19 protein-coding genes and 1 pseudogene are annotated in these 26,575 nt (G+C 73.2%); 7 read left to right on the plus strand and 13 right to left on the minus strand.

The window, feature by feature from the left end; genetic code table 11:
• Positions 1-41: 41 nt before the first annotated feature.
• Entirely contained in the window at positions 42-1,181 is a 1,140-nt protein-coding gene (locus F1C12_RS05790; RefSeq protein ID WP_258046138.1) for a YlbL family protein, read from the minus strand.
• Positions 1,182-1,375: 194 nt separating this feature from the next.
• Here F1C12_RS05790 and F1C12_RS05795 point away from each other — a divergent pair, with 194 nt between their 5' ends.
• Entirely contained in the window at positions 1,376-2,704 is a 1,329-nt protein-coding gene (locus F1C12_RS05795) for a zinc-dependent metalloprotease (protein ID WP_185277851.1), read from the plus strand.
• Between the two features lie 489 nt (positions 2,705-3,193).
• Positions 3,194-3,853: pseudogene (locus tag F1C12_RS05800) on the plus strand (TOMM precursor leader peptide-binding protein); the annotation flags it as partial.
• On the opposite strand, the gene F1C12_RS05805 reads toward F1C12_RS05800, so the two are convergent.
• Positions 3,810-5,540 carry an ATP-dependent helicase gene (locus F1C12_RS05805; RefSeq protein ID WP_374939575.1) on the minus strand — a complete coding sequence of 577 codons (1,731 nt, stop codon included), beginning with the start codon at positions 5,538-5,540 and terminating at the stop codon, positions 3,810-3,812. The pseudogene F1C12_RS05800 and the gene F1C12_RS05805 sit on opposite strands and share 44 nt — an antisense overlap.
• 16 nt (positions 5,541-5,556) lie before the next feature.
• A complete protein-coding gene (gene nudC, locus F1C12_RS05810) occupies positions 5,557-6,576 on the minus strand; it encodes an NAD(+) diphosphatase (protein WP_185277853.1) in 1,020 nt (339 codons plus the stop codon).
• Between the two features lie 79 nt (positions 6,577-6,655).
• Here nudC and F1C12_RS05815 point away from each other — a divergent pair, with 79 nt between their 5' ends.
• Entirely contained in the window at positions 6,656-7,696 is a 1,041-nt protein-coding gene (locus F1C12_RS05815; protein ID WP_185277854.1) for a phosphotransferase, read from the plus strand.
• A gap of 204 nt (positions 7,697-7,900) precedes the next feature.
• Here F1C12_RS05815 and F1C12_RS05820 read toward each other — a convergent pair whose 3' ends face one another.
• On the minus strand, positions 7,901-11,212 hold the full coding sequence (locus tag F1C12_RS05820; protein ID WP_185277855.1) for an ATP-dependent DNA helicase: 3,312 nt from the start codon (positions 11,210-11,212) through the stop codon (positions 7,901-7,903).
• Between the two features lie 13 nt (positions 11,213-11,225).
• Positions 11,226-14,354 (minus strand): ATP-dependent helicase, encoded by a 3,129-nt coding sequence (locus F1C12_RS05825; RefSeq protein WP_185277856.1) that lies wholly within the window; start codon positions 14,352-14,354, stop codon positions 11,226-11,228.
• 108 nt (positions 14,355-14,462) lie between these two features.
• Here F1C12_RS05825 and F1C12_RS05830 point away from each other — a divergent pair, with 108 nt between their 5' ends.
• Positions 14,463-14,687 (plus strand): DUF3107 domain-containing protein, encoded by a 225-nt coding sequence (locus F1C12_RS05830; RefSeq protein ID WP_185277857.1) that lies wholly within the window; start codon positions 14,463-14,465, stop codon positions 14,685-14,687.
• Positions 14,688-14,697: 10 nt separating this feature from the next.
• The gene (locus tag F1C12_RS05835; RefSeq protein WP_185277858.1) at positions 14,698-15,000 is read left to right on the plus strand and encodes a hypothetical protein; all 303 of its coding nucleotides are present in this window, start codon (positions 14,698-14,700) and stop codon (positions 14,998-15,000) included.
• A 145-nt stretch (positions 15,001-15,145) separates the two neighbouring features.
• On the opposite strand, the gene F1C12_RS05840 is transcribed toward F1C12_RS05835, so the two are convergent.
• On the minus strand, positions 15,146-15,859 hold the full coding sequence (locus F1C12_RS05840) for a ferritin-like fold-containing protein (RefSeq protein WP_185277859.1): 714 nt from the start codon (positions 15,857-15,859) through the stop codon (positions 15,146-15,148).
• A gap of 123 nt (positions 15,860-15,982) precedes the next feature.
• Here F1C12_RS05840 and F1C12_RS05845 point away from each other — a divergent pair, with 123 nt between their 5' ends.
• On the plus strand, positions 15,983-17,491 hold the full coding sequence (locus tag F1C12_RS05845) for a DEAD/DEAH box helicase (RefSeq protein WP_185277860.1): 1,509 nt from the start codon (positions 15,983-15,985) through the stop codon (positions 17,489-17,491).
• A gap of 81 nt (positions 17,492-17,572) precedes the next feature.
• On the opposite strand, the gene F1C12_RS05850 is transcribed toward F1C12_RS05845, so the two are convergent.
• The gene (locus F1C12_RS05850; protein ID WP_185277861.1) at positions 17,573-18,760 is read right to left on the minus strand and encodes a hypothetical protein; all 1,188 of its coding nucleotides are present in this window, start codon (positions 18,758-18,760) and stop codon (positions 17,573-17,575) included.
• A 50-nt stretch (positions 18,761-18,810) separates the two neighbouring features.
• The gene (locus F1C12_RS05855) at positions 18,811-19,677 is read right to left on the minus strand and encodes a PHP domain-containing protein (RefSeq protein WP_185277862.1); all 867 of its coding nucleotides are present in this window, start codon (positions 19,675-19,677) and stop codon (positions 18,811-18,813) included.
• A 33-nt stretch (positions 19,678-19,710) separates the two neighbouring features.
• Here F1C12_RS05855 and F1C12_RS05860 point away from each other — a divergent pair, with 33 nt between their 5' ends.
• Positions 19,711-21,255, plus strand: coding sequence for an aminopeptidase P family protein (locus F1C12_RS05860; RefSeq protein ID WP_258046139.1), 1,545 nt, complete (start codon positions 19,711-19,713; stop codon positions 21,253-21,255).
• Positions 21,256-21,276: 21 nt separating this feature from the next.
• Here F1C12_RS05860 and dhaK read toward each other — a convergent pair whose 3' ends face one another.
• From dhaK to F1C12_RS05885, 5 genes are all read right to left on the minus strand, one after another.
• Positions 21,277-22,272, minus strand: coding sequence for a dihydroxyacetone kinase subunit DhaK (gene dhaK, locus F1C12_RS05865; protein ID WP_185277864.1), 996 nt, complete (start codon positions 22,270-22,272; stop codon positions 21,277-21,279).
• Between the two features lie 45 nt (positions 22,273-22,317).
• Entirely contained in the window at positions 22,318-22,962 is a 645-nt protein-coding gene (dhaL, locus tag F1C12_RS05870) for a dihydroxyacetone kinase subunit DhaL (RefSeq protein ID WP_185277865.1), read from the minus strand.
• A gap of 33 nt (positions 22,963-22,995) precedes the next feature.
• Complete coding sequence (locus F1C12_RS05875) at positions 22,996-23,772, minus strand: HAD-IA family hydrolase (protein ID WP_185277866.1); 777 nt, start codon at positions 23,770-23,772, stop codon at positions 22,996-22,998.
• Positions 23,773-23,776: 4 nt separating this feature from the next.
• Entirely contained in the window at positions 23,777-24,637 is an 861-nt protein-coding gene (locus tag F1C12_RS05880) for a class II fructose-bisphosphate aldolase (protein ID WP_185277867.1), read from the minus strand.
• Positions 24,638-24,745: 108 nt separating this feature from the next.
• On the minus strand, positions 24,746-26,545 hold the full coding sequence (locus F1C12_RS05885; RefSeq protein ID WP_185277868.1) for a GAF domain-containing protein: 1,800 nt from the start codon (positions 26,543-26,545) through the stop codon (positions 24,746-24,748).
• Positions 26,546-26,575: the final 30 nt, after the last annotated feature.

Consider the following 26,575-nt stretch of genomic DNA (forward strand, 5'->3'; position numbering starts at 1 on the left):
CGGCCGAGCGCGGGATCGACGTCAGCGCACCCGCTGCGGCGTCAGCCGGCCGGGCAGGTCGGCAGCTTCGCGGTGCTGGCGCCGCTGCGGACCGCATCCAGCACGGCGAGCGAGTCCTTCAGCGTCTTGACCGCGAACACGTGCAGCCCGGCGGGGATGTGGCCCGTGACCTCGTCGCAGTTCGACGCCGGCGCGAGGAAGTAGCTCGCTCCGCCGGTGTCGCGCGCGGCGTACATCTTCTGCCGGATCCCGCCGATCGCCCCGACCGTGCCGACGTTGTCGATCGTGCCGGTCCCCGCGACCTTCTTGCCGCCGTTGAGCTTGTCCGGGGTCAGCTTGTCGATGATCCCGAGCGCGAACATCTGCCCGGCGCTCGGGCCGCCCACGTTGTTGAGCTGGATGTTGACGTCGAACGGGAAGGTGTAGTCCATCCCCGCGCCGATCCCGAGGACGACCTGGCCCTGCGTCTCGGTCGGGGTGATCGACACGGTGGAGGCGGCGCCCGCGCGCACGATCCCGATCTCGGCCGGCCTCCCCGTCCCGTTGGCGTTGACCGCCTTGCGGAGCGCGGCGACGCTCTGGATGGTCTCGCCGTTCACACTGGTGATCTCGTCGCCGGTCTTCAGCACCTTCGACGCCGGGGTGTCCGGGATGAGCTGCTTGACCGCGACGGCCTGCGGGAAGTGGTAGCCGAGCTGGTTGAGCGCCGCGGCGATCGCGTCCTGCTGCGAGTCGACCATGAGGGCGGCGTTCGCGGCGTTGGACTGCTCCGTGGTCGTCCCCGGCGGGAAGACGTCGTCGATCGGCTGCACCGCGCGGCTCGGGTCGAACCAGGCCTGGATGATGTTCAGCCAGCTCGGGCGCTGATCGGGGTTGCCCACCACCGAGACGGTGAGGAGGTCGAGGGAGCCCGCGGTCGGGTAGGTGGTCTGGCTCGGGATGCTGATGAGCGGCTTCGCGCCTCCCGTCGGCGCCGATCCGACGGCCTGGTCGGTGCCGAGCGTGTTGAAGACGGGTCCGGGCTGCTCGATCACGAACGGCGCGGGAGCGAGCGCGAGGACCAGCGCGAGCGCGACGGCGACGGCGATCGACACCCAGCCGACGATCGTCCTGCGCGAGGGCGCGACCCGCTCGCGGTCGGGCTGCGGCGCGGGCCGGTCGTCGTCGGTGAACAGGGTCACGCGCTGTCCCTTCGTCATGTTCGCCACGGGCGCACAGCCCACGGCACCGCCCGAGCCGATTCTCACCCGGCTCGCGGTGATCACGGGCTAGCGTAGATGCCAAGCCTGGAAAGGCCGTAATCGCACGGTACGAAACCAGTCGAGACGCCGAAACCAATCGAGACGCCGAAACCACGAGAGACGAAGGACGCGCCATGGCCGACGATCCGAAGGAACCGGACGACGAGTTCCGGGACATGCTGCGGGAGTTCCTGTCCGGCGACTCCTCCATCGATCCGAGCCAGCTCGCGGGGGCCGCGGGCCTGCCCAACGATCCGGCCGCCATCCAGCAGCTCCTCGCGCAGCTGCAGAACGCCATGATGAACCCCGGCGGCGGCATCAACTGGGATGTGGCGTCGCAGCAGGCGCGCACCCTCGCGTCCGAGGGCGCCCACGCGGTCACCCCGGCCGAGCGCTCGGCGCTCGACCAGGCCTTCCACGTCGCCGCGCTGTGGCTCGACGAGGCGACCACCGTCAACGGGCTGTCGACGCAGCCCGAGCTGATCGGCCGCGCCGAGTGGGCGCGGCAGACGATGCCGCTCTGGACCCAGCTCGCCGAGCCGGTCGCGCTCAGCATCTCGGACGCGCTCACCCGCGTTCTCACCGAGCAGGCGCCGGAGGAGATGCAGGGCATGATCCAGAACGCCGGCCAGGTGATGCGCTCGGTCGGCGGCGCGCTCTTCGCCATGCAGCTCGGCCAGGTGGTCGGGCAGCTCGCGAAGGAGGTCGTTTCCGGCGGCGACATCGGCATCCCGCTGCTCGCCGACGGCACCGCGGCGCTCATCCCGCAGAACGTGGCCGAGTTCGGCGACGGGCTCGACATCCCCACCGACCAGGTGCAGCTCTACCTCGCGGTGCGCGAGCTCGCGCACGCGCGGCTGTTCCGGCACGCGAAGTGGCTGCGCCTGCAGCTCATCACCCAGATCACGGCGTTCGCGCGCGGCATCACGATCGACACCGACCGGCTGGAGTCGCTCGCCGAGAGCTTCGACCCGTCCAACCCGGAGGAGCTGCGCGAGGCGATGGTCTCCGGCGCGCTCATCCCGCCGAAGACCGAGGAGCAGCAGGAGGCCCTCGGCCGCCTGGAGACCGTGCTCGCGCTGGTCGAGGGCTGGGTCGACGTGGTCACCGCCGGCGCCACCCGGCTGCTGCCGAAGGCCGACGCGATCGCCGAGACGGTCCGCCGGCGGCGCGCGGCGGGCGGCCCGGCGGAGTCCGCCTTCGCGACGCTGGTCGGCCTCGAGCTGCGCCCGCGCCGCCTCCGCGACGCTGCCGCCATGTGGCAGGCCGTGACCGACGCGGTCGGGCAGGAGGCCCGCGACCGGCTGTGGTCGCACCCCGACCTGCTCCCGCAGGCGGCGGACCTCGACGACCCGTCCCGGCTGGTCGCCCGGCTCACCGCGGCGGCCACCGGCCAGGAGCCGGAGCGCGACGAACTGGACCAGGCGATCGAGGACCTGCTGCGCGGCGACGGCAACGCGTAGCCAACGGAGGAGTCTCCACCCGCCACACCCCCTCACAACAGCTACCGGAGGAGATCGGCTCCCACCCCACCCCGATCTCCTCCGCTGCCCGCACCCGCCCCTCGCCACCGACCCCCGGCGCCCCACCGACCGCCGCCAACGGAGGACATCCCACCGCCCAGCGCCCCGATCTCCTCCGGTAGCTGCCACCACCCGGCGTGTTGGCGCCGATCTCCTCCGCTGCCCGCATGGACCCCATGCGTGCGGCGGGGGTGTGGATGACGGGCGAGGCGCGCGGGAGCTGTGGATAACCCGTTTCGGGTGGTTCCGGCGGGTCAGGATGGCGGGATGGTCCACCAGCTCGATCCCACCATCCCCCGCGTGTGGCGCTCGCCGCGCGCCCTCCAGTTCGGCGTCGAACGACCGCGGCTGCTCCTCGAGCCGGTCGGCGTCGCGGAGGAGCGGATGATCTCCGCACTCGCGGCCGGGGCGACGCTCGGCGCGCTGCGGATGATCGCGCGCGGCGCGGGAGCGGGACCGGCCGCGGTCGGCGCGCTCCTCGCGCGGCTGGAGCCCGTGCTGCAACCACAACCGAGGCCCGCGGACGCGCCCGTCGTCGTCCTCGACGGCGCCGGCCCCACGGCCGCGCGCATCCTCGCCCTCCTCGGGGAGGCCGGGGTCGACGCGCGCAGCGGTCTCGCCGCCGACGACCCCGCGGTCGACCGCGCGTCCGCGGCGGTCGTCGTCGGCGCGTTCGCGATCGCACCGCACCGGCATCAGCGCTGGCTGCGCAGGGACATCCCGCACCTGGCCGTGGTGTTCGGCGACGGCGGGGTGACCGTCGGGCCGTTCGTCCGGCCGGGCGAGGGCGCGTGTCTGCGCTGCGTCGACCTGCACCGGCGGGATGCGGACCCGGCCTGGCCGGCGCTGGCCGCGCAGCTCCACACCCGGCCGCTTCCCGGTGAGACGGAGCTGGTCTGCGGCGCGGCGTCATCGGCCGCGGCCGGGGCCGTCCTCGCACTGGTGGACGGCGTGCCAGGGCGCACCGACGCGGCGGCGCGCTACGACACCGGCACGGGGCGGTGGTCGGAGCTCGCCTGGGAGCCGCATCCCGAGTGCGGCTGCCTCAGTCCGTTCGCCCGGCCTCCCGCGCCGCGCGCACCGGCGCCAGCTCCGCCAGGAACCGCGACGCCTGCCGTGACACCGGCCGCCCCGGCTGGGTTCCGCGCTGCGCCCAGCTCAGCCGCAGCCGATGCCGCGCACGCGTGACGCCCACGTAGAGCAGGCGGCGCTCCTCGTCGATCTGCTCGAAGCTGGAGGCGTAGCTGATCGGCACCAGGCCCTCGGAGAGCCCGATCACGTAGACCGAGTCCCACTCCAGGCCCTTCGCGGCGTGGAGGGTCGCGAGCGTCACCGCCGACATGGTCGGCTCGTGCTGGCCGGCCTGGCGGGCCATCAGCTCGTCGGTGAAGCGCCGGAAGGTCGCGCCCTCCGGCATCTCGTCCACCAGCCCCATGATCGCGTTCAGCGACTCCCAGCGCTCGCGCACGGCGCCGCGGCCCTCCGGAGGCTGCACCGACCAGCCGAGGGTGCGAAGCACGTCGCTGACCGATTTGAACAGCGGCTCGTCGGTGGCGGCGACGCTCGCCGCGCGCAGCGTCATGACGGCCTGACGCACCTCCGGGAGGTCGAAGAAGCGCTTCGACCCGCGCAGCTGGTAGCTGATCCCGAGGTCGCCGAGCGCCTGCTCCAGCGCCGCCGCCTGCACATTGACGCGGTACAGCACGGCGATGTTCTCGGGGCGCGCGCCCGCAGCCAGCTCGGCCGCGATGCTCTCGGCGACGGCGCGCGCCTCGGCCCGGTCGTCGTCGAACGTCGCGGGCGCCGGCACCTCGTCGCGGGCAGTGGCCTCGTGGACGGCGTGCAGCGTCAGGGCGCCGGAGCGGCCGCGCATCAGCCGGTTGGCGGTGTCGATCACCGGCGGCGCCGACCGGTAGTTCTGCTCCAGCCGGACGACCGTCGCGCCCGGGTTCTCCCGCTCGAAGTCCAGCAGGTACTCGCTGCGCGCCCCCGCGAACGAGTAGATCGTCTGGCTCGCGTCGCCGACGACGCAGAGGTCGCGGCGCGTGCCGAGCCACAGCCGGAGGAGGTCGTGCTGCAGCGGCGAGACGTCCTGGTACTCGTCCACCACGAAGTAGCGGTACTGCTCGCGCACCTGCAGGGCGACCGACGGCTCGGTCTCGATCATCCCGGCGCAAACCAGCAGGACGTCCTCGAAGTCGATCTGCTTGCGCTCGTCCTTCAGCTCTTCGTACGTCTTGTGGAGGTCGACCAGCTGCTCGGCCTTCAGCGTGCCGGGCAGCGGTCGGGAGGCCAGCGCCGCGGCGTAGTCCTCCAGCCCCATGCTCGACACCTTGCGCCACTCGATCTCGGCGGCCACATCGCGGAGGGTCGCGGTGTCCACCCGCAGCCCCAGCTTCTCGGCGGCGTGCCCGAGCACGCGGCCCTTGCCGTCGAGGACGCTGGGGAGCTGACCGCCGACCACCTGCGGCCAGAAGTAGTTGAGCTGCGCCAGCGCCGCGGCGTGGAAGGTCCGGGCCGACACTCCGCCGGCGCCGAGCTGCCGCAGCCTCCCCCGCAGTTCGGCGGCGGCGCGGTTGGTGAAGGTCAGCGCCATCACGCGGTTCGGCGTGAACGCGCCGGAGGCGACGCCGTACGCGATCCGGTGCGTGATCGCGCGCGTCTTGCCGGTGCCCGCGCCCGCCAGCACGCAGACCGGGCCGAACAGGGCCTCGGCGGCCACGCGCTGCTGCGTGTCCAGGCCGGCCAGCAGACCGTCGGGCCCAAACGCCGTCACCGTGCTCACGTCGCGCTCACAGCGCGGGCGGCTCGTCGAGCGGGCCGCCGTACCAGTCCTCGATCAGCGCGCGGGCGATGGAGGACCGGCCGGGCAGGATGATCTGCTCCCTGGCCTCCCACAGCTCGTCGCGGCTGAACCAGCGCAGGTCGAGGATCTCCTCGCCATCCGGCGCGAGTGCCGCCGGCGGCTGGTCGTCGGCCAGCCGCGCGGTCATCCCGACCATGACGGAGGCCGGGAACGGCCAGGGCTGCGAGCCCTTGTACCGGGCGTCGGTCACCCGGACGCCGGCCTCCTCGAAGATCTCCCGCTCGACAGCGGACTCGAACGACTCCCCCGGCTCCACGAAGCCCGCCAGCAGCGAGTAGCGCGAGTGCTCCCACATGGCGTTCGAGCCGAGCAGCAGCCGGTCGTCGGCGTCCAGCACCGTGACGATGACCGCGGGGTCGGTGCGCGGGAAGACCTCGGAGCCGTCCTCGAAGCAGCGCCGCACCCAGCCGGCCTGCTCGACGACGGTCGGCGTGCCGCAGCGCGGGCAGTGCGTGTGGCTGGCGTGCCAGTTCGCGATCGCCAGCGCCTCGGTGAACAGCCCGGCGTCGCGGTCGCTGAGCGCCGTGGCGACGGTGCGGAGGTTGCCCCAGCGCGCCTCGTCGGGCTCCAGCTCGGTCGCGGCGGCGTCCGTGAGGACCTCCAGCACGACGGCGGAACCGGCCGGCTCGCCCGGCGCATCCACGAGCGTGCGGCCGAGGTAGACGCGCGTCACCGCTGCGGTGACCCGGTCCACCGGCAGGAGGTCGAGCTCCGCGGGTCCGGCGTCGGGCGCGCTCCAGCCGTCGGAGGCGGGGGTCGCGGCCGGGACGCTCTCGGCGGTCAGCAGCGCCCTGCCCTTCCAGAGCGGGAGCACCCGGGTGCCGGGTTCCTCCCAGAGCTCGTCGAACAGCGCCGGCCGGGAGCGGGCGGCGTGATCGCGGTCGATCGCGTGGCGCGAGAGCGGGAGCGCGGCGAGCGGCAGCGCGGACGTCGATGCGGACGACATCGGGATCCCTTCGAAGCGTGGAGGAGTTGCAAGGCGTGGCGGAACTGCCCACGCGCGGATGTCCATTTAGCCTAGGTCCATGGCCAGATCCCCTCTCACTCTAGCCGCGCTGGCCAGCTCGGCCGTGCCCGACCTGACAGTCACCGGAACCCGCGCGCACACCGCAGACGGCGCGGGCGAGTTCGACGCCGCCGTGCTCACCACGGCCGACGGGAACGCCCGCATCGTGCGCGTGCCGCTCACTCAGGCGGCCGAGACCGAGCAGAGCTCCGACCTGGTCGCCCTGCGCGCGCTCACGACCGGCATCCGCAGCCGGCTCCCGTTCGACGTGCCGACCTACCTGGGCCAGGCGCCGATCGGCGGCACGCGCGCCATCGTCTACGACTTCCTGCCCGGCGGGCACGTCGCCGTCGAGGACGTGCCCCCGGGCGACGGCCTCGCCGGTTCGATCGGGCACGCCATCGCGGCGATCCACACCCTGCCGACCAGCTTCGTCGGGGAGGCCGGCCTCCCGGTGCTGACCGCCGCGGAGTGCCTGTCCTCGACCGCCGCCCTGATCGAGTCCGCCGCGGCGACCGGCAAGCTGCCCGCCGCGCTGCGCGACCGCTGGCGCGACGCTGTGGCCGACCACTCGGTGTGGCAGTTCCAGCCGACGGTGATCAACGGCGCACTGACCGCCGACTCCCTGCTGGTCGAGGGCGAGTCGGTCTCCGGCGTGCTCGGCTGGTCGGCGCTGCGCGTCGGCGACCCGGCGCGCGACCTGCACTGGCTGCTCGCCATGAACCCGGAGGCGACCGACGGCGCGCTCGTCGCCTACGCCTCCACCCGCCAAGTCGCCACCGACCGGCAGTTCACCCAGCGCGCGATGCTCTACGCGGAACTGGAGGTCGCCCGCTGGCTGCTGCACGGCCGCGAGCTGCGCGACCAGAGCATCGTGGACGACGCGGTGCAGATGCTCGACGGCCTGGTCGACCGGGTGCACAGCAACACGGTCACCCCGCTCTCCACGGCCACCGGCCCGATCATGGCGGTCGGCGACGTGGAGGCCATGCTCGACCGCACCCCCGGCGACCGCTCGTCGGTTCTGGGCGGCATGCGCCCGGTCGACGACCAGGCCTGATCTCGGCTCCTCCGGAGCCCCACCCGCGACACCCCGGAAAAGGTCCGTTCAACCGGACATCCACCCCCGAACGGCCCAGATCTCCGGAGTTACGGACACCCTTCGGCCCACTCGCGGTCGGTTCGTCCGGAGAATCGGACGGGTAGCGGGTCGGTCTCCGGAGTTACGGATGATGTGCCGGGCTCCGGGGGCGAGACTCCGGAGTCACTCGCCGCGCACTCCGGCCCACAGGTCGACCAGCTCGGCCTCCGAGTAGAGGCGCTCGGGGCGGACGACGCGGTCGTCGGCCACGAAGTAGAAGACGGCGTCGATCCGGGCCGGGTCGATGCCGGCATGCTTCGCATAGGCGAGACGGTAGAGGGCGAGCTGGAGCTGCTTGCGCTCGAGGTCGGCCGAGTCGCGCGGGGCCTTGCCGGTCTTCCAGTCCACGATCTGGACGTCATGGCCGCCGTCGGAGACCGCGTAGACCGCGTCGAGCTTGCAGACCACCACCTGGCCGGCGAGCGTGACGTGGATCTCCAACTCCACCTCCGTCGGCGCCCGGTCGGCCCACTCGCTTGCGGCGAAGGTCGCCTGCAGCTCGGCCAGCGCCTCCGCGCCCAGCAGCTCGCCTGCGGGGTCGTCCAGTTCGGCGACCGCCGCGTCGAGCGCGTCCGTCGCTCCCCCGGCTACGCCGTAGCGCTCCTCGACCCAGCGGTGGAAGAGCGTCCCCAGCCGGGTCTGCCGGTACGGCCGCTCGGGCATCGGGCGGCGCAGCTGGGCGGCGACGCCAGCGGGGTCGCTCACGAAGTCCTTGAACCGGGAGGCCGGGATGCGGGCCGGCAGCTCCACCAGGCCGTCCTCCGCCTCGCGCCTGGCGCGCTCGGCGAGCAGCAGGTCGACGTCGAGCGCGTACACGCCGCCGTCGCCCGGCCCGTGTTCGCGCGCGGCCAGCACCGCCGCCGCCGCGGCCTCCACCCGGGTGCGGCGCACGCCGAGCGGATCGAGCGGCCAGAGCACGGTGCGCGACTCGGGCGCGAGCGGGTTCTCGTCCGGCTCGTCGCACGGCGGGAAGGCGTCCTCCGGCAGCAGCCCGGCCTGCTGCAGCTCCAGCAGGTACGCGCCAGGCGACCGGGGCCGGGACTGCGTCGACCAGTACGATCCCGAGAGCAGGAGGCTGCGCCGCGCGCGGGTCACGGCGACGTAGATCAGCCGGCGCTGCTCCTCCAGGTGGCGGGCGACATTGGCGGCCTCGAAGGCGGAGATCGCCTCGTCCACCTGCTTCTGGTCCTCGGCGTTGCGCCACGGCAGCACCGGCAGCTCGGCCGAGTCGCCGCGGAACTCGTTCGGGAGCTGGCCGAACGCCAGCCAGCCGCGCTTGCTCTGCGGCGGCCCTGGCAGCTCGCCCTCGACCATGCGCGGCACGGCGACGACGTCCCACTCCAGGCCCTTGGCGCCGTGGATGGTCAGGATCTGCACCGTGCCCGGCTCCGGGTCCTCGCTGCGCGGCGCCAGGTTGTCGCGCTGCTCGGCCTCCGCCAGCCAGGCCAGGAACGACCCGAGCGTAGCCCGATCGTCGCTCGCCAGGTAGGAGGCCACCTGCTCCGCGAACGCGTCCAGGGAGGCCTGCCCGAGCTGGGCGGTCTCGTTGGCGGCGACCTCGATGTCGAGCCGCAGCTCCTGCTGCACGAGTGTGACGAGGTCGAGGAGGTCGAGGCCAGCGCGCGAGCGCAGCCGGTCGAGCTGCCCACCGGCGGTGCGCAGCCGTTCCAGCCCGATCGGGCTGAAGCCGGCGAGCTGGCCGTGGTCCAGCGGAGCCTCCACGACGAAGTCGAGAGCGTCGACCAGGGAGGCCGACTCCTCCGCCACGACCGAGCCGCGCAGCCGGTCGCGCACGTCCGCCTCGAGCGTCTGGAAGCGGTGGTCGCGCGCCGCGAGCCAGCTCGCCACCCGGCGCAGCGCCGCGATGTCGCGCGGGCCGACGCGCCAGCGCGCCCCGGTCAGCAGCCGGATCAGCTCGGAGCCCGCGGTCGGGTCGTGCATCACCCGCAGCGCGCTCACCAGGTCCGCGATCACCGGCTGCTCCAGGAGGCCGCCGAGACCGAGGACGTGGAAGGGCACCCCCCTGGCCGCGAGCGCCCCGGTGAAGGCGTCGATCTTCTTGATCGAGCGGCAGAGCAGGGCGGCGGAGGGCGGCATCCCCTGTGGGTCCCGCTGGGCCAGCCGCACGCGCAGCCACTCGGCGATGGTCGCCGCCTCGTCCTCCACGGTCTGCCCGAACGCGTGGTCGAGCTCGCCGGCGATCGCGCCGGGCCGGGGCTGCAGCTGCTCGACGTGCACCGGCGAGTCGGCCGAGAGCGGGGCGACGAGCGTGTTCGCGGCGTCGAGCACCGTGGTCGGGTTGCGCCAGCTCGTGCTGAGCGCGAAGGCGGCCGCGCCGTCCTTCCGGCCGGTGAAGTCGAGGGCGAACCGGCCGAGGTTCGCTGCGCTCGCGCCGCGCCAGCCGTAGATCGACTGGTGCGGGTCTCCCACGGCCATCACGGCCTGGTCGAAGAACAGCGCCGACAGGAGGCGGGTCTGCACGACCGAGGTGTCCTGGTACTCGTCCAGCAGGACGACCCGATAGCGGCGGCGGTAGTCGGCGACGACTTCCGGCAGCCGCTCGCAGACCGCCAGCGCGAGCGCGACCTGGTCGGAGTACTCCACGAAACCACGCCGGCGCTTCTCGTCGGCGAACCGCTCCGCGAGGTCGAGCAGGGGCGGCAGCGAGCCGATCGACGCCACGGCGGTGCGCACGGACGCGTAGGCGTCCTTGACCCGGCCGCTGCCGGTGGGCAGCTCCAGCAGCCGGCCGAAGCCCTCGACCATGCGGTGCACGTCGCGGGCGTCCGCAACGTTCTCGCTGAGCGCGCGGCTGAGGTCGAGGACGGCGGTGGTGACGGCGTCCACGCTCTTGTCCAGCTCTACGAGCCGTTCGTCGTCGCAAGCCACCACGACGCGCCGCGCGAGCTGCCAGGCCGACGCCTCGCTCAAGATGGCCGACTCCGGCTCCCGGCCGATCAGCAGCGCGTTCTCGCGGAAGATCGCGTTGGCGAACGCGTTGTAGGTCGCGACCTCGGGCGCGTCGAACGGGTCGAAGACCACGTCGGTGAGCCCGGAGGCCGCCAGCTGCTCGATGCGGCGCCGGATCCGCTCGGCGAGCTCGCCCGCCGCCTTGCGGGTGAAGGTCAGGCCCAGGACCTCGGGCACCCGCACCAGACCGTTGGCGAGCAGCCAGACCACCCGGTTCGCCATGGTCTCGGTCTTGCCGCTGCCCGCACCGGCGACCACGATCGCAGGCGCGAGCGGCGCCTCGATGACGGCCTGCTGCTGCGGGGTCGGCCGCGGGAGGCCGAGCGCGTCGGCGATCTCGGCCGCGCTCAGCCGGCGCGCCGGGCGCTGCGGTTCGGGGGCAGCGGCCTCGGCGGCGAAGGCCAGCTCGACCAGGTCCAGGCCGGGCTGGTCGTCGGCCAGCTCCAGGAGGTTGTCGTCGTTCATGCCTGCTCCCTCCTCATGCGCTGACCGCCGGGACGAGATGGATGCGGTACCCGTAGGCCGCGTGCGGGTCCCGGTCGCCGAGGTCGACCACCCCGGCGAACGTCGCGCCGGCCATGCCCTCCGCCGCCACCGCGACCCGCTCCTCCAGCCGAGCGAGCGCGTCCGCGTCGACGCGCTCCTGCACGACCTCGCGGTACGCCTTGCCGCGCACGCCCTTGGCGACGAAGAGCAGCTTCGCGCCGCCCGGCGGCAGCTCCGCCGCCTCCACCGCGCCGTGCTCCAGCGCGAGCTGGTACACGCCGAGCTGCGCGTGCGACGCCGTCTCCGCGGCCGTCGGCACCGTGCGCCCGGTCTTCAGGTCCACGATCACGACCGTTCCGTCCGGGGTCTCCTCGACCCGGTCGATCTTGCCGCTGATCCTGGCGCGGCCGAGCTCGAGCTGGAATTCGCCCTCCGACCCGAGCAGGCGTCCGCCCGCGCGGCCGAAGTCGCGCAGGTACTCCGACACGCCCGCCACGAGCCCGCGGGTGCGGCGGCGCTCGCGCTCCTCGATCCACGGCGACTCGAACTGCAGCTGCGCCCAGCGCCGCTCGATGCCCGACCAGAGCAGGTCGACGCTGGTCTCGTCGGTCGCTGCGGCCTCCTCCATCACGGCGTGCACCACGGTGCCGATGCCGGCCGCGAGCCCACTCGGGGAGGCGGCCATCTCGTCCACGAACCAGGCCAGCGGCGACTTCTCGAAGGTGCCCAGCCGCGACGGCGAGACCTTCACCCGCGCCTCCGGGTCGTCCAGGTCGATCAGCGGATCGGTGGTGGAGGGCTCGGCGAGGCCGTACCAGTCGGCGGGGTCGGCGCCCTCGACCCCGGCCTCGGCGAGGCGCGCCAGCGCGTCGGCGGCGTCGGGCGAGCCGGTGGTCACCAGCCGGCGCCGCAGCCGGCCGACCATGCCGCGCAGCGACAGCGGGTGGATGCCGGGATCGTCGTCCTCGACCGCGAGCTCCGCGGCGAGGCGCAGGAACGGCGAGGGCTGCTCGTCGTCGTTCGCGGTGGCGGTGAGCAGAACCTGGCGCCGGGCGCGGGAGACGGCGAGGGCGAACATCCGCAGCTCGTCGCTCAGGACCTCCGCGCGCTGGTCCGCGGTGTCGCTCCCGTCGTCGGCGTCGGCGCGGCGACCCGCGAGGGCGCCGTCCAGCTCCTGCGGGTGCAGCAGCGAGCCGCGCAGCCGCAGGTTGGGCCACACGCTCTCCTGGAGGCCGGCCACGGCGACTACGTCGAACTCGCGGCCGACCGTCGCGCTCGGCGTGCACACCAGCACCGCGTCGCCGGTGGTGCGGGCCGCGAGGGTGTCCTCCGGCACCTCGGCGCCGAGCAGCTCGATCACGAAGTCGGAGGCCGGGCGCTCGGGCGAGCGCTCCACGAAGCGCCGGGCGGCGGTGAACAGGGCGACCACCCCGTCGAGGTGCCGGTCGGCCTCGTCGGCGACGATGCCCGACCGCTCCGACTGCTCCAGCCAGCGGGCGGCGAGCCCGCTGCGCTCCCAGGCGTGCCAAAGCAGCTCCTCGATCGTGGCGCCCGCCGCCGCCTTCTCGCGGCCGCCGCGCAGCGTCTCCGCGAGCCGTGCGGCCCGGCGGGCGGGCGAGGAGTCGATGGTGGCGAGGTTCGCGGGCGTGGCGAGCGCCTCGACCAGGAGGTCGTCGCCCGGGCGGTTGCCGTCGCCGGCCAGCTCCTCCTGGCGGAGCGCCAGCCGGAGGCGGCGCAGGCTGATCGCGTCGAGGCCGCCGAAGGGCCCGAGCAGCAGCTCGGTCGCGACCACAGGGGTCAGCTCCAGCGCGTCGAGCGCGACCCCGGCGATGGTGATGAGCTGCCGCGCTGCGTAGTCGTCGCGCAGCGGCCGCCCCGCGATGCTGGTCGTCGTCGGCACCTCCGCGACCGCGAGCGAGCGGGCGAGCCCCGGGATGTGCGCGCCGGAGCGCACGACGACCGCCATGCGGTTCCACGGCACGCCTTCGATCAGCCGCCGCTCGCGCAGCAGCCGGGCGAGCCGCGCCGCCTCCGCCGGAGCCGACGACGCCTTCACGACGACAACGGCCGGGCCGGCGTCCTCCGGCTGCTCGCGCCCCGCCAAGGCCACGCGGTGCACGCCTGCGGCGGCCGCACCGATCCGTTCGGTGACCCGGGAGGTCAGCTCCCGCAGCGCGGGCGTCTGGCGGTGCGCCGTGCCGAGCACGACGCGCGTGACCGGCACGCCCAGCCGCGCGCCGAGCTGCCCGAGCGCCGCGACCTCCGCTCCGCGGAACGTGGTCGACGCGACATCGGGGTCGCCGAACGCGATCACGGCGATACCGCGGGCGGCGACGGCGCGCAGCAGCGCGATCGTGGCGACGGTCGCCTCCTGGAGGTCGTCGACGAACAGGGCCTTGAGCCCGTCGAGCGAGCTGCCCTCCGCCACGACGGGGACGGCCGACGCGATCAGCTCGGCGGCGTCGACGTAGCCGCCGCGGAAGCTGTCGAGGACGTTCTGGTACTCGGCGATGAACCGGCCGGCCGCGCGCCACTCGTCGCGCCCGGTGATCGCGCCCAGCTCGGCCAGCCGGGAGGGCGACACGCCACGCTCGGCGCAGCGGCCGATGAGCTCGCGCAGCTCGGTGCGGAAGCCGCGCAGGATACGCACCTCGGGGCCGAGGGAGACCGGCCAGACCGGACCCGTGCCGTCCTCCAGGTGGCCGCTCAGCAGCTCGGCGATGATCTGGTCCTGCTCGCCGCCGGTCAGCAGCCGCGGCGGCTCCCAGCCGTTGCGCCTGGCCTGCTCGCCGGCGAGCTGGAACGCGAGGGAGGTCGCCGTACGGGCCAGCGGGCCGGGCGTCGGCACGCCGAGCCGTAGCGAGATCCGGTCCCGCAGGGCGGTCGCCGCGGTGCGCGACGCGCTCAGCGCCAGGACCTCGGACGCGGCGTAGCCGCGCTCGTGCACGCGCTCGGCGATGGCCTCCACCAGGGCGGTGGTCTTGCCCGTGCCCGGGGCGCCGAGCACCGCGGCCGACGCGCCGTCGGGCAGCGCGAGCACCGCGCGCTGGGCGTCGTCGAGGACGACGGCGAGGCCGCCGGCCGCGTCGTCGACGCGCGGACGGAAACCTCGGGTGGACATGACTTCACGGTATCGGCGTCCGCCGACAGAGAACGCGATCGGAGCCCGCGAGCCGCGTGCCGTAGTCTGAACTCGCAACCGCCCGGTCTGATTCGAAAGGCACATCCCGTGGAGATCCGCATCGGAATCGTCAACGCCCCCCGCGAGCTCAGCTTCGAGTCGGCCCAGTCGGCCGAGGAGCTCACCGAGCAGATCCAGGCCGGCATCAGCAGCGGCACCGGCATCCTCAAGCTCACCGACGACAAGGGCCGCGTCTACATCGTCCCGACCGCGGGCATCGCCTACGTCGAGGTCGGCACCGAGGAGTCGCGCCGCATCGGCTTCGTCGGCTAGATTTCCGACCGTGGAACTGCTCTTCGTCGCGCTCGCCGGCGCCATCCTCGGCCTCGGCGCGCGGTACCTGCTGCCCAACCGTCACACGCACGGCTCTGTGCTGATGCCCGCGCTGGGCGTGAGCGTCGCCTGCGTCCTGTGGGTCGCCCTCACCTGGGCGGGCCTGAAGTGGAACGGCGGCTGGATCTGGTGGATCACCCTCGTCGGCACCGCCGTCGTGGTGGTCGTGGCGGATCTGGTGATCGGCCGCCTCCGCACGGCCCACGACGACAAGCTGCTGCACACCCTCTCCCGCGGCGCCGTCGCCCGCTGACCCGAGCCGCCAACGGAGGACTTCGCCTCCCGCATCGCCGTCGCGCGCTGACAACGGAGGACTTCGGAGGCCCTGCGGCCCCGATCTCCTCCGCTGACTGCTCGCGGTCGGCGTGTCGCGACGGATCTCCTCCGTTGCCGACGCCCTACGCGGTCAGCCCCAGCGCGTCCATCCGCCGCGTGTGCGCGGCGATCAGCTCGGTGAAGATCGGCTCGATGCGCTCCTCGTCGGCGGCGCGGTTCCCCGACAGGTGCAGGGCGGAGCGCGCCACCAGCAGCGTGTCGCCGACCAGCCGCCGCCCCCACATCGCCAGGCGCGAGCCGAGCTGAGGGTCGGCGGCGATCTCGCCGCGCAGGACCTCCAACAGGGCCTCCTGACCGGAGTCGGAGCCCAGCAGCTGCTGGATCCGCGGGCCGACATCGCCGGGCAGGCCGCCCGCGAGCCGGATGAAGAAGTCGTCCAGGAGGCCGCCGGTCATCAGCGCCGCCAGGAGCGTCTCGCGCCAGTCGGAGCCGACCAGCAGCGCCCGGAAGCCCTCGATCTCCTCGGCGAAGGGCCGCATCACCCCCGCGGGCTCGTCGCCGCGCCTGCGGATCTCCGCGACAATGCCCTGGTGCTTGGAGAGCGCCAGGCCCGCGGCACCCGAGACCACCTCTTTCGCGCCGAGCGCGTCGGTGTCCGCTGCCACCCGCGACAGCGTCTGGAACTGCTCCAGCTGGAGGTACGCCGCCTGCCCGAGGTACGGCAGCAGGTCGGGCATCACCTCGTGCAGGTCGACCCGGACCGTCGCCTGAGGCGTGCGCGGGCGGAGGCGGGGCAGCTCGACCGTGGGCCGGCGTCTGGTGAACCACGTTGACACGTACAGCAGTGTAACGGGGAGGTCCAGTAGGCTTGTGGTGCCGTCGGCGCAGGATCGACGGCCCTGCGCCTGCGACGAGAACAGGGCGTGGAACTCACTATTCGAACCGACAGGCACCCTTACGTGACTTTCTCTGAACTCAACATCGACCAGGACATGGTGGACGCCCTCGCCTCCAAGGGCATCGTGGAGCCGTTCCCCATCCAGTCCCAGACCATCCCGCTCGCCCTCGCCGGCCAGGACATCATCGGCCAGGCGAAGACGGGCACCGGCAAGACCTTCGGCTTCGGCCTCCCGATCATCCAGCGGCTCGGGCTCGACCCGGAGCCCGGCGTCCAGGCGCTCGTCGTGGTCCCCACCCGCGAGCTCGCCGTCCAGGTCTTCGAAGACCTGGAGCAGGCCGCCTCCAACCGCGCCACCGCGGTCACCGCGATCTACGGCGGCAAGGCCTACGAGGGCCAGATCGCCCAGCTCAAGGCCGGCGCGCAGATCGTCGTCGGCACCCCCGGCCGCCTGCTCGACCTCGCGGGCCAGCGCCTCCTGAACCTCTCCCACGTCAAGGAGATGGTGCTGGACGAGGCCGACAAGATGCTCGACCTCGGCTTCCTCTCCGACATCGAGAAGCTGTTCGCACAGACCCCGGCGACGCGCCACACCATGCTGTTCTCGGCGACCATGCCCGGCCCGATCGTCGCGCTGGCCCGCCGCTTCATGACGCGCCCGATCCACATCCGCGCCAACGACCCCGACGAGGGCCAGATCCAGGCGAACATCAAGCACCTCATCTACCGGGCGCACTCGCTCGACAAGGACGAGGTGGTCGCGCGCATCCTCCAGGCCGAGGGCCGCGGCAAGACCGTGATCTTCACGCGCACCAAGCGCGCGGCGGCCAAGCTGGTCGAGGAGCTGGGCGACCGCGGCTTCAACGCCGCCGCCGTGCACGGCGACCTCAACCAGGAGCAGCGCGAGCGCGCGATGGCCGCCTTCAAGGCCGGCAAGAAGGACGTTCTGATCGCCACCGACGTCGCCGCGCGCGGCATCGACGTGGACGACGTGACGCACGTCATCAACCACACCATCCCGGACGACGAGAAGACCTACCTGCACCGCGCCGGCCGCACCGGCCGAGCGGGCAAGACCGGTATCGCCGTGACGTTCGTGGACTGGGAGGACCTGCACAAGTGGGCCCTCATCAACCGCGCGCTGGAGTTCGGCCAGCCCGAGCCGACCGAGACCTACTCGTCCTCGCCGCACCTCTACTCCGACCTCGACATCCCGGAGGGCGCGAAGGGCCGGCTGAAGTCGACCCCGGCCGTCAAGGCCCCGGAGACGCAGGACGGCGCGCGCCACGACTCCACCGGTCCCGGCACGCAGGGCGAGGGCCGCTCGCGCAACCGCCGCCGCCGCACCCGCTCGGGAGGCTCCGGCCAGGGCGGCCAGAGCGCCGCCGGCCAGAGCGCCGCCGGCCAGGGCTCGAACGGCTCCGACGCCGCGGCATCGGGCGGCGAGGAGAAGTCCCCCGCTGCCGGCACGCACGACGGCGGCGGCTCGCAGCACCGCGACGGCAACAGCGCTCCGCGCCGGCGTCGCCGCCGGTCGCGCGGCGGCTCGCCCGCGACGCCCGCGAGCTGAGTGCGCTCCCTGTGACGTGACGACGCCCCCTGCCGGATCCGGCAGGGGGCGTCGTCTGTTCTCAGCGGCGTGCGCCCGAACTCAGTACCAGTTCGGCGTGTGGCTCATCTCGAAGTTCCACGCAGCGCAGGGCGAGCCGTAGGCGCGGTTGATGTAGTCCAGGCCCCAGTTGACCTGGGTGTTCTGGTTGGTCATCCAGTCCGATCCGGCCGAGGCCATCTTGCTGGCCGGCAGCGCCTGCGGGATGCCGTATGCGCCGCTCGACGTGTTGTACGCGTCGGCTCGCCAGCCGGACTCGTGGTTCCACAGCGAGATGAGGCAGCCCATCTGGTCCTGGCCCCAGCCGAACGCGCCCAGCCGGCTCGACGCGTACGCCTGCGCGGCGGACGGGTCGACGTTCATCCCGGGCGGGGGCGCGAAGCCGTTCGCACTGCCGCCGCTGTTCGCCGCCTGCTGCGCGGCCGCGGCGGCCGCCGCCGCCTCCGCTGCCTGCTGCGCTGCGACGCCCGCAGCGTACGCCTGCTCGACCGAGGCCTCGTGGTTCTGGAGCGACGCGAGTTGCGCGTACAGCGTGTTCGCGTGCTGCTTCTGATCGGCGAGCTGGGCGTCCGCCGCCGCCTTGGCGTCGTTCGCGACCTTCAGTGCCTTCTGGGCGTCCTTGTCGAGCTGGTCGCGGATCTTCTGCGCGGCCGTCGCCTGCTCGCTCAGCGCGGCGGCGACGTTCTTCTGCGCGGCGGCCTGCGCGAAGAGGCTGGAGGCCTGGTCGGCGAGCTTGGAGACCGCGCCGAGCTGGTACAGCAGCGACGGCTGCGTGCCGGTGGTCGCCGCACCATTCCCGCCGGGCGAGCCCGCGCCGCCGAGGAAGAGCCGGATGGACACGTCCGAGGTGCCGGACCGCGTGAGCTGGGCGGCGAACTTGCCGCTCTGGGTGCGCAGCTGGTCCGCGCGAGCCGCGGCCGCCTGGGCCTGCTGGCCGATGTCCTGCGCCTTCGCGGTCGCGTCCTTCAGAGCGGCCTCGGCCTGGCCGTACTCGCCGAGGCGCTTCACCGCGAGGTCGCCCGCCGCGTTCGCCGCCGTCTGCAGCGACGCCAGCAGGCCGTTGATGCGGTCGACCTCCGCCTGCGCCGCCGCGGCGTTCGCCTTGGCCGCCTGCACGTCGTTCCAGGAGGGATAGTTGTCCGCGTTCGCGGGAGCCGCTCCTCCCGCCACTGTGAGCGCGCCGATGAGCGCCGCTACCGCGACGGAAGACGTCCAGAGCCGCCGAGACACACGTACCTCGCTTCCTGATCCCCGCCGACCAGGGTAACCGGAGGTCGCGCTCACGCGTAGAAAGGCGCCGCGCCTGTCGCTTCTTCGATCATCAGGTCCACGACGGCCGGATCGGTCGTGTTCTCGCCCAGCCGGTTGGGCTTGCCCGCACCGTGATAGTCGCTGGAGCCGGTGATCTGCAGGCCGTACCTGGCCGCGTAACCGCGCAAAGTGGCCACTCCCTCCGCCCGGTTCTCCCGGTGGTCGAGCTCCAGTCCGAACAGGCCGGCCTTCACGAGCCTGCGGAGCCGGTCCTCCGGGATGACGCCGCGGCTGCTGGTCGCCGGGTGCGCGAGCACGGGCACTCCCCCGGCTCCGCGGATCAGCCGGATGCCGGTCGCCGGGTCCGGCGCGTAATGCGGCTGGAAGTAGCCGCTGCGCCAGTGCAGGATGCCCGCGAAGGCGGCGCTGCGATCGGCGGCGAGTCCGCGGGCCACGAGCGCGTCGGCGATGTGCGGGCGGCCGACCGTCGCGCCTTCTGTCGCCTGGGCGAGCACGTCCGCCCAGGTGATGTCGTAGTCCTCGGCGATGCGGCGCACCATGTCCTCGGCCCGCCGCATTCGGCCCTCGCGGATGCGGCGCGTCTCGGCCACAAGGGCCTCGTCCGCCGGGTCGAAGAGGTAGCCGAGCATGTGCACGCTGGCGAACTCGACGCGCGTGGAGAGCTCCATGCCCGGGATGACGGTGACGCCGACCTCCGCGCCGGCCACCGCCGCGGACGTCCAGCCGGCCGTCGAGTCGTGGTCGGTGAGGGCGACGGTGCCGAGCCCCGCCGCCGCGGCGGCGCGCACCAGCTCGGCGGGGGTCTCCGTGCCGTCCGACACGCTGGAGTGCGTGTGGAGGTCGACGGGACCGCGGAACCGTCGCTCATCAGCCATGCCCACCATCCTAGGAGTGGAAGAATGGTCGGCATGTCGTCCGAGAACACCACCGCGCCGGCCCCCGCTACGAGCGAGGAAGCGCCCCGCGCCACGTCGAACCGCTCCACCACCCCGGGATCGGAGAACTTCCGCGAGTACATCGGCAGCAACTGGGCCGACCGCCCCGAGATCCTCCCCGGCGCCCGCGAGCAGGCGTCGTACGCCGCCGCCCGCCGCGCCCGCGTGTCTGCGCTCTTCCCCGGGCAGCGGCTGATCATCCCGGCGGGCCGGCTCAAGCAGCGCTCGAACGACACCGACTATCCGTTCCGCGCGCACTCCGCGTTCACGCACCTGACCGGCTGGGGCTCCGACGCCGAGCCCGGCAGCGTCCTCGTGCTGGAGCCGACCGACGGCGGCCACGTCGCGACCCTCTACTTCCGTGAGCGCGCCGGCCGCGACTCCGACGAGTTCTACGCCAACCCGGAGATCGGCGAGTTCTGGATCGGCCCGCGCCCGTCGCTCGCGCAGGTCGCCAGCGACCTCGACCTCCCGACCCGCGGCATCGCCGAGGTGGAGGCCGTGCTCGACGCGGTCGACGCCTCCACCCTGGTGCTGCGCGAGGCCGACCCCGAGCTGACCGACGAGGTGGACGCCGCGCGCCTGCTGCTCGCCGCCGAGGCCGGAGCCGAGGTGGGCGACGCCGCGTTCGACCCCGAGAACCACGGCGAGGACGACCGCCTCGCGCGCGACCTCTCCGAGCTGCGCCTGGTCAAGGACGTCTACGAGCTCTCCGAGCTGCGCAGCGCCATCGCCGCCACCGCGGCCGGCTTCGACGACGTCATCGCCGACCTGGCCCGCATCGTCGACCACCCGCGCGGCGAGCGCATCGTGGAGGGCGTCTTCAACGCGCGGGCGCGCCTGGACGGCAACGCGGTCGGCTACGACACGATCGCCGCGAGCGGCCCGCACGCCTGCATCCTGCACTGGACCCGCAACGACGGCCCCGTGGTGCCCGGCGACCTGATCCTGATCGACGCGGGCGTGGAGGTCGACAGCCTCTACACCGCCGACATCACCCGCACCTTCCCTATCGACGGCACGTTCACCGAGACCCAGCGCCTCGTCTACGAGACGGTGCGCGAGGCCGCGGACGCCGCCTTCGCGATCGTGCGCCCCGGCATCCGCTTCCGCGAGATCCACGCGGCCGCCATGGCGGTCATCGCCCGCCGCACCGCCGAGTGGGGACTGCTGCCCGTCACCGCCGAGGAGGCGCTGCAGACCGACAACCAGCAGCACCGCCGGTACATGGTGCACGGCACCAGCCACCACCTGGGGCTCGACGTGCACGACTGCGCGCAGGCCCGCCGCGAGCTCTACCTCGACGGTGTCCTGGAGCCGGGCATGACGTTCACCATAGAGCCCGGCCTGTACTTCCAGCCCGACGACCTCACCGTGCCGGAGCGCTTCCGCGGCATCGGCGTGCGGATCGAGGACAACATCCTCGTCACGGCCGACGGCGCCGAGAACCTGTCGATCGCGCTCCCGCGCACCGCGGACGATGTGGAGGCCTGGGTCCGCCGCCTCAGCACGCGCTGAGACGGCGGGACGCGGCCGCGGTCAGAAGATCCGCAGGCCGATCTCGGCGGGGGCGGCGAGCAGGCTCTCGATCTCGTCGTCCAGGCGGACGAGCGTGATCGAGGCGCCGGCCATGTCGAGCGACGTACAGTACTCGCCCACGTAGCTGCGCCCGACCGTGATCCCCTTCGCGGCGAGCTGCTCGTGCGCGTGGCCGTACGCGATGTAGAGCTCGCTGATCGGGGTGCCGCCGAGTCCGTTGACCATGAGAGCCACGCGGTCGCCGCGCTCGAACGGGAGGTCGGCCACGACCGGGTCGAGCAGGATATCGACCAGCGCGTCCGACGGCTCGATCTTCGCGCGCCGGCGGCCCGGCTCGCCGTGGATCCCGACGCCGATCTCGATCTCGTCGTCGCCCAGCTCGAACAGCGGGGAGCCTTTCGCCGGCGGGGTGCAGGCGGTGAGCGCGAGGCCCATCGTGCGCGTGACCGAGTTCACCTTCTCCCCGATCCGGACCACCTCGTCGAGGTCGGCCCCGGCCTCCGACGCCGCGCCGACCGCCTTCATCACGAAGAAGTTGCCCGCCACGCCGCGGCGGCCGACCGTGTAGGTGGAGTCCTGCACCGCCACGTCGTCGTCGATGAACAGCGTCCGCACGTTGACGCCGTCGGCGAGGCTCAGCTCCTGCGCCATGTCGAACGCCATCTTGTCCCCGGTGTAGTTGTTGACCAGCAGCAGCACGCCCTTCGGCGACGCCAGCAGCTTGGTCGTCTCGTAGACGTAGTCCATCGGCGGCGCGGCGAAGACGTCGCCAGGGCAGGCGCCGTCGAGCATCCCCCTGCCGACCGTGAGGACGTGCGCCGGCTCGTGGCCGGAGCCGGAGCCCTGGATAATCGACACCTTGTCGTCGCGCGGGGCGTCCGCGCGCATGATCAGGTTGTACTCGGGCACGTAGCGCAGCGTGTCCGGGTTGGCGAGGGCGATGCCCTTGAGCATGTCCGGCACGTACTTCAGCGGATCGTTGACGAACTTCTTCATGGGAGGTGCTCCTTCGGGTTGTGCTTCGGTGAGCGGTGAGACCGGTCAGGCTCGCGGGCGGTCCGGCCAGGCCGGCGCGAGGCGTTCCAGGATGACGGCGACGGCGACAGCGCCGGGGTCGGGCGAGCCGATGCTGCGCTCGCCGGTGTAGGCGGCCCGTCCGCGCATCGCCTGCATGGTCACGGTCGCGTCCGCGGCCTCCCGGGCGGTCACGGCGGCCGCCGCGACGATCCCGTCGCTGCCCGTTCCGGCCTGCACGCCCTCGGCGATGGTGTCGGTCATCGGCACGAGCGCGTCGAGCAGGGTCTTGTCTCCCACGTCGGCGTTGCCGCGGGCCTTGATCCCGTCGATGGCCGCGCGCAGCATGGCGACGGCGTCCTCGCCGGTCAGCGTGTCCTTGCCCTTGGAGACGGTCGCCGCGCGCAGGAAGGCCGTGCCCCAGATCGGCCCGGAGGTCCCGCCGATGCGGCTGGTGATCGCGACGGCGACCTTCTGCAGGAACGTCCCGATGTCGCTGCGGTCGTAGCCGTCCCAATCCGCCAGGACGATCTCGAACCCGCGGGCGAGCGAAAAGCCGAAGTCGCCGTCCCCGACGACCGAGTCGAGGTCGCCGAACGCCTTCTCGTTGTCGACGGCCGTCTGCGCGATCGTGCGCACCACGAACTCCACATCGTCGAAGCTCTGCGTCATGTCCACTCCTTCGTGCTGCTCCGCTGCGCCCGTTCAGGGCCGGGGACGGTGCATGACCGCCCCGATGTCCCGCAGCTCCACCAGTGCGCCCGGCTCCACCCCGGCCGGAGCGGCCAGCACCTCGGCCGGCTCGCCCGGGTCGCCCAGTGACGTCACGACGAGCGACGCCCCGTCGAAGTCCTCGTCGGCCGTGTACGCGCTGACCGTGACGATCGTGCGCAGGCCGGCGCCGACCGCCGCGCGTACTCCGTTGCCGCTGTCCTCCACCACCACGCCGTCGTCCGGCCCGATCCCCAGCCGGTCGAGCGCCAGCAGGTAGATGTCGGGCGCCGGCTTCTTGTGCGGGACGATGTCGCCGGCGAACACCGCGAACCGCGCGGCGAGCTCCTGCCCGACCGCGTGCTCGAGCACGGCGCGCACCGACGGCTCCGCCGACGTGGAGGCGACGGCCAGGGTCCAGTCGGCGTCGGCGGCCTCCTGTGCGATGCGCGCGATGCCGGGTCGCGGCGGCAGCGCGCCCGACGCCACGAGCTCGGTGTAGATCGCCGTCTTGCGCTTGTGCCACTCGGCCAGCAGCTCGCGCTGCCCGTCCGCGTCGGCGGGGAGGCCGTTGGCCGCGACGAACTCGGGCGTGAGGATGCTGGCCATCCGCTCCTTGCCTCCGCCGATCAGCACCTTCTCGCGGTAGTCGTCGTCGCTCCACTGCACGGGGACGCCGAACTCGGCGAAGGTCCGGTTGAACGCCGGGAGGTGGCCGTTGCGTTCGGTGTCGGCCAGGACGCCGTCGCAGTCGAAGATCAGCGCGGGCATCCGCTCACCACGCCTTGCCTGCGCTGCCGAACGTCGCGGCCAGCCCGGTGGTCAGCTCCACCACGTGCCCCCGGACGTCCCGGAACAGCGACGGCGGGTCCCACTTGTCTGCGGCCTCCGCGCCCTTCAGGAACGCGAGGCTGGATGTCATGAACTCGATCTTCAGCGCCGTCGAGATGTTCACCTTGGCGCAGCCGCGCGAGATCAGGTCGTGGAACTGCTCGTCCGTCATCCCGCTGCCGCCGTGCAGGGCGATCGGCACCCCGGTCGCCTCCACCAGCTCGGTGACGCGCTCGAAGTCGAGCTCCGGGGTCGCGGAGTAGACGCCGTGCGCGTTGCCGATCGAAGGCGCGAACACGTCGACGCCCGTCTCGCGGATGAAGGTCACTGCGGTGTCCAGGCTCTGCCGGCGCGGCTCGGTGTCGGCGCCGATGCCGTCCTCCACGCCCTTGATCGCCTCGATCTCGCCCTCGACGTGGGCGCCGTGCCTGCGCGCCTCGGCGACGACCTCCACCGTCTGCCGCTGGTTCTCCTCGACGGTAAGCGTGGAGGCGTCGAAGAGCACCGAGTTCCAGCCCCGGTCGAGACACTCCGTGATCACCTCGCGCTCGGGGCAGTGGTCGAGGTGGAGCGTGACCGGCACCTCGATGCCCGCGGTCATGGCCTCCCACATCGTGAAGAGCACGTTCGAGCCGATCGACTTGACCGTCTTCACGGAGGTCTGCACGATCAGCGGCGAGCGCGCCTCCACCGCGCCCGCGAGCACCGCCTCCAGGGTCAGATCGTTCACGATGTTGATCGCGGGCACGCCGTAGCGACCCTCGAACGCCCTGTCGACGATCTCCTTCAGCGACACAACAGGCATGGCCGGCCTCCTCGTCCGTCAGCAGGCTAGGTCGCTGCGGCGGGTGCGCGACACGGGAGGATCCCCCATCCGGCCGGTAGGGATTCCCCGCCTCCGCCTGGCGCGCCGTCAGCGCCGTGCGGCCGACAGTCCGGCGAGCGCTGTGCGGTTCGACGCCCCGGTCTTCCGGAGCAGCGCGCCGACGTGCTTCTCGACGGTCTTGACGGAGATGTGCAGCTCGGCCGCGATCGCCTTGTCCGGCATGCCCTGCTCCACGAGCGTGCGCACCTGCCGCTCGCGTGCGGTGAGCGGCTCCGGGCCGCCGGTGAGCGACACCGAGAACCGGCTGAGGATCTCGGGGCTCAGCAGGAGGTCGCCGCGGGCGGCCGCGACGACCGTGCGGGCGATGGTAGCCGGGTCGGCGTCGGTCTCCACGAATCCGGCGGCGCCGACCCCTGTCGCGCCGGCGAGCCGGTCGTCGCCCACGGACCCGATCAGGAGGACCACCCTGGCCTCCTCGTCCGCGGCGCGCAGGTAGGCGGTCAGCTGCACGCCGTCCACGTGCGGGAGGTCGAGGTCGGCCAGCACCACGTCCGGGCGCAGCAGGTCGAACGCCTCCAGCGCCGCCCGCGCGTCGCCGACCTCCGCCACCACCTGGACGTCGGGCTCGGCCAGCGCCAGCGAGCGCACGAGCCCGGAGCGGATCAGGTGGCTGGCATGGACGATCAGCAGCCGCCAGCGCCCCCGGCCGGGCTCGCGCGGCTCCGGCGCCACGGGCAGCTCCGCGCGCACGCGGGTGCCCCACTGCGGCGTCGACTCGACGTGCACGCTGCCGCCGAGGTGCTCGGCGCGCGCCGCGAGCCCCTGCAGGCCGAGCCCGCGCAACGGACGGTTCGGGGCGCGGGACAGGCCGGTGACGTCGAAGCCGCGGCCGTCGTCCTCGATCAGCGCTGTGACCTCGCGCTCGCCGTAGACGATCCCCACCCTGACCTGGTGCGCCGACGCGTGCTCCACCACGTTGGTCAGCGACTCCTGCACGATCCGGAACAGCTGCCGCACCGTCTCCGGCGCCAGCGCGCCCGGCTCGCCCACCACGACCAGCCGGGTGCGGAGACCTGCCGCGGACTCCGCCCACGCGAGCTCCAGCGCGATCGCCTCCCCCAGCGACCGGCCGTCGAGCTGCTCCGGGCCGAGCCCGAGCACGGTGCGCTGGGTCTCGCTCAGCGCCGAGCGGGCGGCGCGACGTGCCTGCGCGAGGGCGTCGCCCGCCGGCTCGCCCACCGCCAGCCGGCGCTCGGCCTCGTCCAGCCGGAGCAGGATGTCGGCGAGGCCGCGCCCGACGGTGTCGTGCACGTCGCGCACCACCCGCTCGCGCTCGCCGGCGACCGCGGCCTCGCGCGTGCGCTCGGCCGCGATCGCGTGCAGCCGGGCGTTGGTGATCGCGATGGCTGCGTGCGCGGCGAAGCGTTCGAGCAGGGCGGCGTCGGCTGCGGTGAAGCGCCGGGCCGGATCCCGGCTGAACACCACCACGGCGCCGATGATCGCGTCGTTCCAGCGGATCGGCACGCCGATCGTGGCGTGCAGGAGGTCGCGGTCCGCGCCCTCGATGTGTCCGCCGCGCACCTGGGCGTACTCGTCGAACATCACGGTCGCCCGCGCGCGCACCACCTCGCCGGTGACGCCCTCGTTCAGCGGGAAGGTCTTGCCCGACTGGCAGCCGACGCCGAGGTCGGCGTCCTTGCGGTAAGCGCCTGCGGCCTCGTCCACGGTGCAGATGGACCCGCTGTCGCAGTCGAGCAGCTCGAGGGTGTGCCGCAGGATCCGCTCCAGCAGCGGCCCGAGCGCGAAGTGGCCCGCGAGGTCCTCCGCCATCGCGGCGAGGGTGTCGAACTGCGCGCGCAGCTCACGATTCGGGTTCTCGGCTTCCATGCTGTCCTCATCGACGGAAGGGGTGCTGCC

The organism is Leifsonia shinshuensis (assembly GCF_014217625.1).
Lineage (GTDB): Bacteria > Actinomycetota > Actinomycetes > Actinomycetales > Microbacteriaceae > Leifsonia > Leifsonia shinshuensis_A.

What these genes read in the sequence shown, in the direction of transcription:
- F1C12_RS05875 (WP_185277866.1), bottom strand. Translation starts at nt 23,772, where the DNA reads ATGCCCGCGCTGATCTTCGACTGCGACGGCGTCCTGGCCGACACCGAA.
- dhaL (WP_185277865.1), bottom strand. Translation starts at nt 22,962, where the DNA reads ATGACGCAGAGCTTCGACGATGTGGAGTTCGTGGTGCGCACGATCGCG.
- F1C12_RS05880 (WP_185277867.1), bottom strand. Translation starts at nt 24,637, where the DNA reads ATGCCTGTTGTGTCGCTGAAGGAGATCGTCGACAGGGCGTTCGAGGGT.
- dhaK (WP_185277864.1), bottom strand. Translation starts at nt 22,272, where the DNA reads ATGAAGAAGTTCGTCAACGATCCGCTGAAGTACGTGCCGGACATGCTC.
- F1C12_RS05815 (WP_185277854.1), top strand. Translation starts at nt 6,656, where the DNA reads ATGGCCAGATCCCCTCTCACTCTAGCCGCGCTGGCCAGCTCGGCCGTG.
- F1C12_RS05820 (WP_185277855.1), bottom strand. Translation starts at nt 11,212, where the DNA reads ATGAACGACGACAACCTCCTGGAGCTGGCCGACGACCAGCCCGGCCTG.
- F1C12_RS05885 (WP_185277868.1), bottom strand. Translation starts at nt 26,545, where the DNA reads ATGGAAGCCGAGAACCCGAATCGTGAGCTGCGCGCGCAGTTCGACACC.
- F1C12_RS05795 (WP_185277851.1), top strand. Translation starts at nt 1,376, where the DNA reads ATGGCCGACGATCCGAAGGAACCGGACGACGAGTTCCGGGACATGCTG.
- F1C12_RS05860 (WP_258046139.1), top strand. Translation starts at nt 19,711, where the DNA reads ATGTCGTCCGAGAACACCACCGCGCCGGCCCCCGCTACGAGCGAGGAA.
- F1C12_RS05825 (WP_185277856.1), bottom strand. Translation starts at nt 14,354, where the DNA reads ATGTCCACCCGAGGTTTCCGTCCGCGCGTCGACGACGCGGCCGGCGGC.
- nudC (WP_185277853.1), bottom strand. Translation starts at nt 6,576, where the DNA reads ATGTCGTCCGCATCGACGTCCGCGCTGCCGCTCGCCGCGCTCCCGCTC.
- F1C12_RS05855 (WP_185277862.1), bottom strand. Translation starts at nt 19,677, where the DNA reads ATGGCTGATGAGCGACGGTTCCGCGGTCCCGTCGACCTCCACACGCAC.